General features: G+C 49.9%; 10 protein-coding genes and 2 tRNA genes. 8 read left to right on the plus strand and 4 right to left on the minus strand.

What is annotated here, in order from left to right; translation table 11 throughout:
* Positions 1-69 precede the first annotated feature (69 nt).
* On the minus strand, positions 70-2688 hold the full coding sequence (locus ABEB26_RS08740; RefSeq protein ID WP_345721588.1) for a bifunctional metallophosphatase/5'-nucleotidase: 2619 nt from the start codon (positions 2686-2688) through the stop codon (positions 70-72).
* Between the two features lie 378 nt (positions 2689-3066).
* Between ABEB26_RS08740 and ABEB26_RS08745 the strand changes: the two genes are divergently transcribed.
* Together ABEB26_RS08745 and ABEB26_RS08750 are read left to right on the plus strand one after the other, a co-directional pair.
* Positions 3067-4197, plus strand: coding sequence for a M23 family metallopeptidase (locus tag ABEB26_RS08745; RefSeq protein ID WP_345721589.1), 1131 nt, complete (start codon positions 3067-3069; stop codon positions 4195-4197).
* Positions 4198-4331: 134 nt separating this feature from the next.
* Positions 4332-5123, plus strand: a complete 792-nt coding sequence (locus ABEB26_RS08750; protein WP_345721590.1) for an E3 ubiquitin ligase family protein — start codon at positions 4332-4334, stop codon at positions 5121-5123.
* Between the two features lie 2 nt (positions 5124-5125).
* Here the strand turns inward: ABEB26_RS08750 and ABEB26_RS08755 are convergent, their stop codons facing one another.
* The 3 genes from ABEB26_RS08755 to ABEB26_RS08765 form a co-directional block, all read right to left on the minus strand.
* Entirely contained in the window at positions 5126-7078 is a 1953-nt protein-coding gene (locus ABEB26_RS08755; protein ID WP_345721591.1) for a hypothetical protein, read from the minus strand.
* A 107-nt stretch (positions 7079-7185) separates the two neighbouring features.
* Positions 7186-8436 carry a M48 family metallopeptidase gene (locus ABEB26_RS08760; protein ID WP_345721592.1) on the minus strand — a complete coding sequence of 417 codons (1251 nt, stop codon included), beginning with the start codon at positions 8434-8436 and terminating at the stop codon, positions 7186-7188.
* Between the two features lie 81 nt (positions 8437-8517).
* Positions 8518-8913: an acyl-CoA thioesterase gene (locus tag ABEB26_RS08765; protein ID WP_345721593.1), complete on the minus strand. Its 396-nt coding sequence runs from the start codon at positions 8911-8913 to the stop codon at positions 8518-8520.
* A 195-nt stretch (positions 8914-9108) separates the two neighbouring features.
* Between ABEB26_RS08765 and ABEB26_RS08770 the strand changes: the two genes are divergently transcribed.
* The 6 genes from ABEB26_RS08770 (at position 9109) to ABEB26_RS08795 (ending at position 12366) form a co-directional block, all read left to right on the plus strand.
* Positions 9109-9660 carry a DnaJ family domain-containing protein gene (locus tag ABEB26_RS08770; protein ID WP_345721594.1) on the plus strand — a complete coding sequence of 184 codons (552 nt, stop codon included), beginning with the start codon at positions 9109-9111 and terminating at the stop codon, positions 9658-9660.
* Between the two features lie 2 nt (positions 9661-9662).
* On the plus strand, positions 9663-10580 hold the full coding sequence (locus ABEB26_RS08775; RefSeq protein WP_345721595.1) for a cation diffusion facilitator family transporter: 918 nt from the start codon (positions 9663-9665) through the stop codon (positions 10578-10580).
* A gap of 109 nt (positions 10581-10689) precedes the next feature.
* Positions 10690-10766 (plus strand) — tRNA-Asp (locus tag ABEB26_RS08780).
* Between the two features lie 32 nt (positions 10767-10798).
* Positions 10799-10875, plus strand: a tRNA-Asp gene (locus tag ABEB26_RS08785).
* Between the two features lie 59 nt (positions 10876-10934).
* Positions 10935-11270 (plus strand): hypothetical protein, encoded by a 336-nt coding sequence (locus tag ABEB26_RS08790; RefSeq protein WP_345721596.1) that lies wholly within the window; start codon positions 10935-10937, stop codon positions 11268-11270.
* 55 nt (positions 11271-11325) lie between these two features.
* Positions 11326-12366, plus strand: coding sequence for a sensor histidine kinase (locus ABEB26_RS08795; RefSeq protein WP_345721597.1), 1041 nt, complete (start codon positions 11326-11328; stop codon positions 12364-12366).
* Positions 12367-12376: the final 10 nt, after the last annotated feature.

A 12376-nucleotide genomic window follows, 5' to 3' on the forward strand; every position in this document is an offset into this window, starting at 1 on the left:
CCATTTGATTAAAACAAACCGCTGAGTGCAAACCACTCAGCGGTATTGTAACGCGTTTTTGCGAATCGTTTATTTGCCAACTAATGGCAGATAAAGCTTGTTGTTGACCACAGTTACCACAAAGGTGCGTTCGAAGGTGTCTTCGCCATCATCGACGGTAACCGTGATGGTGGTTGTACCAGTTTGGCCAGTAGCTGGAGTCAAACTCAAGGTGCGTTCTGAGCCAGTGCCAACAATTGAAATATTGGCATTTGGTACCAAGGTCGTGTTTGATGATTCAGCAGTAACGGTTAAGGTGGCGGCGGCATCATCAATATCGGCCACGGTAAACAGAATTGGCCCAAGGGTTGAATTGACGTTGATCGTTTCATCCATAAAGGCCGAAAGCTCAGGCGCATCGTTGACCGCATTGACGGTCAAAGCCACCGTGCGGGTATAGGCTGAAACGCCATCCTGAACAAAGAAGTTCAGGTTGGTTGTGCCCGAAGCATTCAAGACTGGCGCGATTGTAAAGGTACGGGTATAGGCATTGGTTGCGCCAGTTTCCACAATATCAGCATCGGCAACCAAATCTTGATCACCCGATAAGCCAGTAATCGTAATATCGCTAGCCCTGGTGTCGCTATCGGTTACGCCAATATCGATTGTTACCGAAGCATCTTCATCGGTGGTAAGGCTGGCAACACTGTTGGCGGTTGGCTTATCGTTAACCACTATCACAAAGGTGTCGCTGGCTGAGCCTTGACCATTAACCCGAATTTGAATGGTCACTGTGCCTGTACGGCCAGCCACTGGCGTGACCGTTACCGTTCGATTGATGCCACTACCGGTCAAAACAATATTGGCATTAGGAACCAAGGTTACGTTTGATGAAGTTCCAGTCAAGGTTACGGTGGTGGTATTAGGATCGGTCGTCAAACGTGGATCGCTAATCATGAAGTTCATGGCCCCAGTGGTGCCATCCTTTGGAATGATCCGATCGTGAATATCCTCGATACGGGTCACATCAAGCAAGCGATCTTGGATGCTTGGGATAATTGGTGTTGTTTGGCTGATATACTCCAACACCACATCGGCCATAACCGCTAAGGTTGTGCCTTTGCCATCGTTGAGCATAGTATAGCCGTCGCCGCCAGCGTTGGTAAAGTCGTTGGTTGCGAGGGTATAGATCGAGGTGGTATTTGAAAGCACCTGGGTGCCATCATCTAAGGTGATCGATTGAATTTGTTGACCGATCGCTTTGGATGAATCGAAGGTTACTTTGAAGCCCGAAATTTGCGGGAAGCGGCCATTGGCCCCAGGCAACGCGCCCAAGCCAAATTCCATTACTTGCCACAATTGGCCCCCGGTAACTGTTCGGGTCACAACCGTATTACCGAATGGCAAGACCGCATAGATATCACCTAAGACCAAATCGTAGCCTGGGCCAGTTGGGTAGCCGACGCTCGCCCGGCGCAAGTTTCGATTGATTGGTGTGTAAGACGATGGCAAGGTATCACGCAGACCACCGCCGTTGGTAAAGGCAATCTGCGTGCCATATTTGACCCGCATGGCATCGGTGACCAAATTGCCCAACGGCACCTCAGCAACCCGTTCGACGTTATTGCCACGGGTGTAGAAGCCACCGGTCGTACCAATCGGGGTGTCAAATTGTTGTGCTAATTGTGCCCGATAGGGCGCTAACATGGCTTCAATCGCAGCAACTTTAGGTACGTTGGCGGTTGGGGTAACAAAGGTAGCGCTCTTATTGGTTACGGTTTCGGTCGTGGTATCGTAGGTCAAATTAACCTTAAGATACTGCAAGCCTTTGCTTTTGTTTTCGGTAACCAATGCCCCGTTGATCGTATTTTGGAAGTTCAAGTCAGTGTGATCGCCTAAGATTAAATCGAAGCCAGTCACGCCGTTAGCAAAGTCGATCAATGGGCCTTGATTTGGGGCAGTGATCCCTTTGTGGGTGATTGCCACAAATACATCAGCGCCTTCAGCTTCGGCTTGGGCTTTGGCTGCCATGGCCGCAGCAACTGAATCGGTAATTTGAATTGGCCCGAAGTTGCCTGGCTTGACCAAGCTTGGAGCTTCTTCGTTCACCAAACCGATGATCGCAACTTGCACGCCTTGGAATTCAAAAATCTTGTAAGGAGCTACGCCAGTCAACACGCCAGTGGTGTTGATCAAGTTAGCGGCTACATAGTGAAAAGGAATCCCATTATTATAGATTGAACTAGGAGTTAATGGGCTCGTTGGCGAGCCAGCCAATTCGATCATCTGTTGCAAGTGCGCAACGCCACGGTCGAAGTTGTGGTTGCCAAAGGTATTCACCTGAATACCCATCATGCGTTGAGCCAACACAGCGGGAACTTCATCGAACATCCCCGAAAGTGGAGGAGTCGCCCCAAAGTCATCGCCAGCAGTCAAGGTAATGGTGTTGGGATTGGCAGCGCGATCAGCATTCCAATAGGTTGCAATCGTCGAGGCTCCCCCAGCTGCTGGTGTCCCACTTGGGTCGAGTTGCCCGTGCCAGTCGGAAACATTCAACAATTGAATATCGACAATAGCAACCGGCGCGGCACTGGTCAAGGTTGAGCTGAGCGGAACAAGCGCACTCAAGATGGCGCAGAGGGCAACAAGGACAAGTAGTTTTCGCTTCGTCATAACCAGGTGATGACAGAGGTTTGGCACCTTTGCCATCGTTCCTCCTTTCGTGGAAGGGCAATGATTTATTAAGAGTGTTGGCTGATTTGACACAATCTATTGTACTCGATCTTAATAACCGAGCAACTATTAGAATTATTTAATAGTGGGTTAAATTTAGGTTATGGTTCGTCATTAAAGCTAAATATTTGATGAGAATGCCAAAATACTCTAGGAGCGGTTTCATGCTCGATTATGAGAAAAATATTTACGAACGAGGGGCAATCGTAGATGTTTTTTAATCTTTTTGCTGGTGAATTATGTTGACGAAATCTGTAAGCCTTGGTATCCTCCCCCGCCGATACACCATGCATTGTGTATTGCATCCTAGTTTCGATGGTGGCTCCATGTTGAGCCTGGTTTTCTGGAGGTTCCATGGTGAAACGGACACTGCGCTCGGTGTTGTTTGGGGTTATCGGGGTCGCGGTGTTGCTGGGGTTTGCTCAATCGGCACAGGCCGAAGGCAAGCCAACATTGTATCTACCAACGCCACCAGGCCAAACGTGGGAAGTGATTCAAGGCTATAACTGCGGGACACACGACGGTTGGGGCCGACTCTCGTTCGATTTGGTCAATACTGAAGGGCCAACGACTGGCGCACCAATCTATGCCGCAGCTGATGGCACAATCTTTTTCTGGACAGGCCGCTCTGGTTCGCTGATTCTCGCCCACGGTGATGGCTACTACACGATGTATTCACACTTATCGTCGTGGATCGAAGCTCCAGTTGGCACTTCGGTCAAACGTGGTCAATATATCGGCAACGCAGGCGCGACCAATCCCACACCCACAGTTCCCCACTTACACTTTACCTTCTTCCGTGGCGATGGCCCATATGCCTACAATCGCCAACCAGTGGCTTTAGCCTTTGCTGAAGGCCACGATTTTCCGGATACTGGCAAATGTAATCAATATGCTGGTACGCAATTAGTTGCGAATGGCGAAGCCGATAGCGTTGCGCCAACCCTCGAATGGGCTGGTCCAGCCGAACGCACGTGGGTCAACAGTGGGCGGCTCGATTGGCAATTAGCCGATAACCAAAGCATTCTGGGTTTTAGCCAAAATTGGGATGCCCCCGCCGCGACTGAAAAACCGCAATTTGCCGCCAACACAGGCTACCTTGAATTACTCGCAGGGCAACACACGGCCTATGTAACCGCTTGGGATGCTGCTGGCAATCAAGCAAGTTTCCAACGAGAAATTTGGTTTGATCCCACTGCTCCCAGTTTGCCAACCACTACGGTGACCGAAAGCCTCAAACTTAACGGTAGCCAAGCCAGTTTGGTGCTCAATTGGCAATCAGCCAGCGATGTCGATTCAGGGGTTAAGGGCTATCAAGTCTATTTTGGCACTGATCCGCTGGGCACAAGCGAATGGTTTGTGGCTGAGCAACAAGTTGATGTTGGCTTGCGCGAATCAGGCTTCTACTACTTCCGAATTCGCAGCGAAGATAACGCCCATAATTTCAGTGAATGGACGACCCTGCAAACGGTGCAAATTAATTAAACCTAGCGGGTAATTTCCTGCCTGAAATAGCATATCAGCGATCTCCACAAACGTGCTAGCGGAGTGTCATTGCCAAGCGTGCTAATGACCTTTATACTCAGCTTAGCCCACTAAATCTTGGGAGGATCGCTGATATGGTGTTCTTTGGGATCGTCTTGCTGATCGCGGCTGTCATCTGCTTCTTCTTTGCCCGCAGTCAATCCAACAAATTGGCCGATCTGAATGCTACCGACACCTATACAACTCAAATGTTGCATGATTTGCACAAAAACGTTGTAGAAACGCTCGGGGCCGAGGCGCTGGCCGAACCCTGCGAAATTGAAGGACAAGTTAGTTGCGATAATCCATTGGTCGCCCCGATTTCTGGTCAAACCTGTATTGCCTACCGTTTTTCTTTAACTCGTGAATATAGCGAAGTCGTGCATGATACCGATAGCGAAGGTCGCAAACGCACCCGTACCCAAACTGGCAGCGAAACGATTAAATCCGAGGAAGAGTGTGCCTATTTCTGGATCAACGATAATTTTGGCAAGGCTTGGGTTGACCCAACTGATGCTGAGATCGATTATGAAGCGGGCCAAAATATTCTGTTGCCTTCGCCAGATAAGGCCTCAATTCTGCATTTTGGCGATTTTGAATTTGCCGCCCCAGCCTCAAACAATGGTGCTCGCCGCACGACTGGCTATCGTGCTCAAGAAGAGCTTTTTACCGATGATGGGCGAGCTTACATCCTTGGTTGCGTGACCGATGATGAAGGTGAACCAACCATCGCCTACAATGAAAAGAAACTTAAGCGCATGATCATCAGCCGCAAAACTGAACGTGAATTGGCCAACAGCGCCGCTGGTTGGTCACGAAACCTCTATTATGGCGCTGCTGGCTCAGCCGTGGCTGGCATCATCTTCACGATTTGGGGTTTGTTGTAAAGCTATTTCAAGCTCCCATACACTCGTAAAATTGGATCAATTGCGCTGAGGTGGCTCAAGGCCCAAGCCAAACTTATGGCCTGAACTGCCTCAGCTAACCAACGACTGCCCTTCGGCCAACGCCAAGCCTGCCCCCGCAACCACTCCAACCAATAGGCTCCAAGCACCAACAACAATGGCACAATCGGTAGGTAAAAGCGATCTTTGTTCCACGTTAGGGCAATAATTGGAATATAGCTTAAACTCAGCCATGCCAACAAGCTCAAACGCGGGTCTGCCCGTTTCAGTACGGCTAATCCAAGCCCTAAGAGCATCAATAAGCCAAAGGGCCAAATAAAGATTGTGTGCAAGGTAAAGCTGAAAAATTGGCTTAAATTGGCTTGCCAATGGCGAAACAATCCATATGGGTCAAACGCCACAATATCGTATAAGCCTGTATCGCTGGGCGCGGTAGCAATTGCCTCGGGGCTATCGGCAGCTACCACCGCATCAACTCGATTGTAGGCGGCTTGCCAAATATTTTCATATTGCTGCGAGAAGAAAGGCCGTCCTGTATCACGAATATCGAGCACCCACTGCGGCGCAGAGCCAAGCAAAAATCCGACCAAAAGCAAACTTGGGGCAAACCAACGGGCTAAGCGTTGCGGCCAACGCGGCGGGCTAGGTAGGCGTTGCAGCCACAACCACGGCAGCATTAACACCATAATTACTATCGATTGAAACCGGAATAAATAGGCCAACCCCAAGCACAAACCAGCGAGCGCCACGCGACGTGAAGTCAGATCTGGTTGCCAAACTAAGATTAATAATGCCGCTAAATAGGCTGGCAATTGGACACTATCGCTGCTGGCCACCACCCCAAAAGCCAATAATAACGGGGTTGCTAAGGCCAAGATCAAGGCTACAATTGCGCCGCGCAAGGCCAATATGCGATAGGCCAATATGCCTGTGAGCAACAACGTCAAGAGCATGCTGATGAATCCAGCGGTTTGCCCAATCGCTAGTTGATCGCCATTCCACAACAAACCAAGCCATAAAATCAGTGGAAATCCCAATGGATAGAAGGGATGCGCCCGAAACACCGATTCGGCGGAACTGCCATGATTGGCATGCCAGCCAAAATCTGGCCCCTCAACCGCCCACCACTGACGTGAGAGCAGCATCACAATTGCCGCAATGCCAATTAAACCAACGAATGGCACGGCTTGCCACCACGCTTGCCACGGCCAACGCACGAGCGCCAACCCCACCAAGGGCAAAATCAACAAACTTGGCGCAAAGCGTAACGGCCACCAAACGCTTTGATCGCTAGAGAGCCACGTTAAGCCACCGAGTATTAGGCTTAAACCAATGGCTGTTGCTGCCAACCACAGCCATTCACGCCGTTGCTGTGGCCTGATTAATGCCGCTAAACTCAGCACCAATGCTGTAATCCAGGCAAATGGCAACAATGAAATGTCGCCAGTGGGTGACCAACCTAGGCTTTGTAAGACCACTCCTAATTGGCGTTGATCGCTACCCTCAAGCATTTGCAACTCGCTATTGAGCGTAAGTTGCTGGTCGCTAGCCCAACGCAGCCAATTCAGTGAAGCCTTCGGTTGCCAGAAAATATGATAGGAGCGTGGCGCATTGCTAATCGGCAGATCAAGCACGCGATGCCCAGCTTGATTCAATTGCACAATTGTGGTGGTTAGTGGCGAAACCAAACCCACGCTCAGCAGATAGCTGGTGTGGGTTGCCGGTGAGCCAATCATTCCATGGCCATTGGTCCAACGGTAGGCTCCTAATTCTGATTGTTCTTTGGTCTGAAAGCCCTCAACGAGCCATGGCGAATCGTATTTGCCACCAATTGAAATCTGGGCCGGGCTTCGTTGCAGCACCCAGATCAAGGTTATAGCTAAACAAAGCCCTAAAAGAGCCAGAAAACTGCTTATTTGAATAATTCTACGCTGCACAATGAATCCAATCCTCGTTGAACAAATCACGTCCGTGCCTATCCTAGCACATAGGTTGCTCAACGAGGATTTAATCGGTCTGTTTTGGATTAATTGCTAATTAAGATTTAGCCATTGCGAATCCATTGGCTGCGCAAGCGTTGGATAATTTGGCTTTCATAGCCAAGTAACTCGTTGGTAATTGCCGTCATGGTATTCGTTTCAGGCTGAATGGTGACCTGTTGGGGAGCAATTGTGCTAAGAAACTCAATTCGCTGAGCGGTTGGCGGATGTGATGCATCAAGTAACGAGCCTTCTAAACGAGCTACTCGCCGCAAGCGTTCGCGCTCATGATCTGGGATAGTTGCTACATGCTCGGCCATATGCTGCAAAATATGCGGTTTGGCTGGGTTAAGTACGGCCCGCTGAATCGCTAAATGACATGAATCGTCAAGGTGAATCCGATCCAGCAAATCGATTGCGGCGGCACTGCCACCTAATTCAGCTGCCTTATAATCGGCTAAATACTCAGCTCGTTGGCTTTCGCGGCCAGCCAATAGCACCATGATCTTCATCCAACCGAGCAACAACCAACACACGCCGCGCAGCAACAGATTAAACGGTAACAACAAAAAGCCTTTTAATCCAAGCTCAGGCTGTACCAGCTCGACTGGATAGATCGTTTCAATCCACGTAGCTAATGCGTTAACTGCCGAATGAATTAAGAACGAGCGATTAATATCATTATTGATGCTATGCCCAATCTCATGGGCAATTAGGGCCACTCGTTCTTGATTACTCAAGCTGAGCCATAAGGGCAGTCCAAGGCCAATCGCTGGCGTTCGATGCCAACCCAAACGGTTGAACCAAGCATTAAAATGTTCATCAACCAACACAACTTCAATCGGTTTTGCCCCAAGCTGAGTAGTCATTTGGTTAAGCAAGTTAAACAAGGTTGGGGCTTCTTTGGGCGTTAGAATTAATCCATCTTTGGGAAATGTAGCCAACGTTGGCCGCAAAAGCCAAACCATGCCCAACAAGACTACCCCAAAAACCACCGCAAAGGCATTCGGCCAGCCATCAATTATCAAGAGCAAGGCTAAAACGAAGAAAAGCAGGGTAAACCCATGAATCAACCCAGCCATCAAGCCGACAATGACTTTGCTGAGCGTCCAACGTGGTTTAAGATCATTCAGCGACTGCATTTGGCGTAGCATTTGGTTGCCCAAACGCCGACTTACATTGGTATAGAGCTTGTCGAACATGCCATAGGTTTCAGGCAGTGAACGTGGCTTGATATTCCAGCCACATTCACACCATGGCAAATAAGCAGGGTTGAGCGCAAGCTGACGCTGGCATTGGGGGCATTGTTGTTGCATCGGTTCTCTCTTCAAATATTTTAGGAATTGTGCCAGTTTAGTCTAGCTCGACGCTCGTTGCATCCTGCTTATGGCCGAGATTTAGGGGCGTTGATAGCTGGCAACTTGCTGGCGAAATGAATCAGGAATGGGCACAGATCGTTGAGTTTTATAATCAAACCAGATTAATTCGGTTGAGCCTTGGGTCACAATTTCGTTGCCCCGCTTGATTGTGTAAATCATGGTAAAGCTCTTATGCCCAATCCGCGAGACATCGACGCTACCTTGGAGCTGATCACCAAAAAACACTGGCTTGAGAAAGCGCACTGAAATTTCGCCCAAAATAAACGGCACTTCGGCCAAATGGGCTACGCCCAATAATTCGAGCGCAAAATGTAAACGCAAGGTCTCGAAATAGGTCAAATAGACTGCATTATTGACATGGCCAAGCCCATCCAAATCACGAAAACGGACTTCTAGTGGATACTGAAACGACATCGATGTCCTCCAACCATCCAAAGTACATATGGATATAGGCATATTGTAACAAATTTCTCAAAATTTTGATGTTGTTGATAACCTTGTCGCCAGCCAATCTTTGTGATATTCTGCACATAAGCCTGTGGTGAGGTTTGGGCACATGCATGGGGTATGTGATTCGGCCATACCACAGCAACACAAGGGGGTTTTAGCATGAGCGATAATCCATTTCTTGACCGATTTCGTGAGCAAAGCCGCACTTCAGGCAAAATTAAGCCACAAGTACCCGCTTCCGACCCCAACGCCGACAGCGAAAAACCGAAAAAAAGCCCATCACTCACGGCTCAACGCGCAGGATCAATTGCTGAGCAGCGGATTCAGGCGGCTATGGAAGATGGTATGTTTGATAATTTGCCAGGCGAAGGCCAACCAATCGATTTAAATGATGATATGTATATTCCTGCTGAGCTGCGCATGGCCTTTCGGGTGATGAAAGGCAGCCAACAAGGTGCGCCATGGGTTGCCTTGCAACACGATTATAATAACCACATCAATCGCTATCAGATTTGGTTGCGCAATAATCGTGAGACATGGGCCATTACCAGCTTTAACCAACAAGCACGGTTGCGCCAAGAGTTGCAGGTTTGGGTGCGTGATTTGAATACTATCATTCATCAACTTAATGCCATGGTGCCAAACGACAGCCTACGGGTTGGCTTAGTGGTTTATGAGCGCGAATTGCGAGCCTTAGAAAGCGCCTTATAACTATGTTTAGTGGGAAACAGCGCTATGCTTTATTATCAATTGTCGCCGCATGTGTGACGATTGGTTTGAAGTTTGGCGCTTATCTTTTGACCGGATCAATCGGGCTTTTTTCGGATGCGGCGGAATCGGTTGTTAACTTGATTGCCGCGATTATGGCTCTGTGGATGTTGACGATTGCTATGCGTCCACCTGATCATGACCATGCGTTTGGCCACTCCAAGGCTGAATATTTTGCCAGTGGTTTAGAGGGCATGTTGATTATGTTGGCTGCTGGCAGCATCATCTGGACGGCTTGGCCACGGGTTTTGAACCCAACTCCAATCACTCGGCTTGACCTTGGCTTAGGGCTTTCGATCTTTGCAACCGCCATCAACGGCGGCGTAGCATGGATCATCATGCGGGCAGGTAAACGCTTACGCTCAATCACCTTGCAAGCCGATGCCCACCATCTATTTACTGATGTTTGGACAACGATTGGGGTAATTGGCGGGATTTTACTAACTAAATTGTCGGGTTGGCTGGTGCTTGATCCATTAATTGCGATTGCAGTTGCCCTCCACATTATCTGGATTGGCTTTCGGATTTTGCGTGAATCGGGCTATGGTTTGCTTGATAGTGCCCTGCCCGACGAAGATCAAGCAGTGATTGAAGATATTCTGTCGCGTTATCGGCAACGCGGCTTACAATTCCATGCCTTGCGCACGCGAGTTGCGGGACCACGCCGTTTTATCTCGTTGCATGTGCTGGTGCCTGGCTCGTGGAGTGTCCAAAAAGGCCATGATCTGTGTGAAACAATTGAGTTGGCGATTGCCGCCGCCCTGCCCGATAGTCATGCGATCACCCACCTTGAGCCACTCGAAGATCCCGCCGCCTGGGACGATGAAGGGCTTGATCGGGTCAATCATGAGCCAATCAATTAGCTCGTAGGCGAAGAGTTGAGGATGAAGGCAACCATGAGCCTCGCTCTATTTGCAAAAAAAACGAGTCTGTGGTAGTATATACCCGTTGTCGCGAGGCAAGCAAAAACGCGGGCTCGTGGTGTAGCGGCCTAACATGCCACTCTGTCACAGTGGAGATCGGGGGTTCGAATCCCCTCGGGCCCGCCAATTGAACTGCTAGCGCAACAACAACCTGATCAGGGCTCGTGGTGTAGCGGCCTAACATGCCACTCTGTCACAGTGGAGATCGGGGGTTCGAATCCCCTCGGGCCCGCCAGACGATACGGATGTAGAACACTCTACGTCCGTATTTTGTTTTAGCATTGCGAGGATGCTGTGCTACGCACAAAAATCCGTTTTATTACAAGCTTATGGCTGGTGGCTGGGCTAATTGGCAGCGCTGCACTGGTTAATCTGCTGTGGCAGCCATTTTCCTGGGCCTTGCTGCTACAAACCATTGTGCATAGCTGCGTTGCCGGATTAATCGCCACCTATGGCTTGGCGGTTCAAGCCAGCCCAAACCACCATCATCGCTATCGTCGTAGCCTTGGCGATTTGCTGGGCCTACGCTTTAGCTGGATGCCTTGGCACTTTGCGCGTTTGGCATATGCTTTGGTCTTAGTTGGCTGTGCGGCGGGCCTTGGGATCGTTCTACTCGTTCTAATCGGCTAAAAACTATGGCTCAATCTTGGTTCATAAGATTGATGGTTGATGATACAATACTGCTATGCGACGGATACCACTGATTTACCAGATTTTAATCGGCAATAGTGCAATAGTTTGTTTGGGCGCAATCGCTGGCACGGCGATCACCCGCCGCTTAGCAACGACCGAAGGCTTGACCTTAACGGTTGTTTTTTCGTTGATCGGGGTTGTGCTTAGCGTTGCGGTTAATTATGCAGTCTTGCGGGTGGCGTTGCGCCCACTTACCAATCTGCAAATTGCTGCTGAGCGCGTGACCGATGGCGATTTGAGTGTGCGTGTGCCTCAGCCCAGTGCTGGCGATACCCAAATTGCGCAACTTTCGCAAGCTTTCAATGCGATGCTTGACCAAGTTGAGGATGACACGCGGGCTATCGAGCGTTCCCGCGCCCTGACTGAGCGCCTAACTCAGCAAGTGATCAACGCTCAAGAAGAAGAACGGCGACGGATCGCCCGTGAATTGCATGACGATACGGCCCAAGCCTTGGCAACCTTGGTGATCTATGCTGAAACTGCTGCCCAAAATCCCCAAGCCCAAGCGGTGCGTGAACGGCTGATTGGGCTGCGCGATTTGGCTGGTACGACCCTCGAGGGCGTGCGCACAATCATCGCCGATTTACGTCCATCGCAGCTTGATGACCTTGGTTTGGCCGCCGCCGTGCGTGCTCAAGCCGCCGAACGTTTAGCCCATCGCGGGATTCGGGTTGATGTCCAAGTTCGTGGCGAGGAGCGCCGCTTACCATCAGCAGTCGAAACCGCGCTCTATCGCATGCTGCAAGAAGCATTTAGTAATATTGTGAAACATGCCCAAGCCTCGTATGTTGAGGTCGATATCGACCTGACGAATCCCCAAATTGTACGAGCAAGGGTTGAAGATAATGGCGTTGGCTTTGACCCCAATACAATTAACCCTGAACGTGATGGCCGTGGAGTTGGCATGTTCGGAATGTATGAGCGGGTTAATCTTCTCGGCGGAACGATGGCGATCGATAGTGCCCCCAGCATTGGCACTGAATTAACGATCACAGTTCCCTTGGAGCCAGCAACCCAAGCCAGCGCCGCCTAAAGGATTGTGC

It is taken from the genome of Herpetosiphon gulosus (genome assembly GCF_039545135.1).
GTDB lineage: Bacteria > Chloroflexota > Chloroflexia > Chloroflexales > Herpetosiphonaceae > Herpetosiphon > Herpetosiphon gulosus.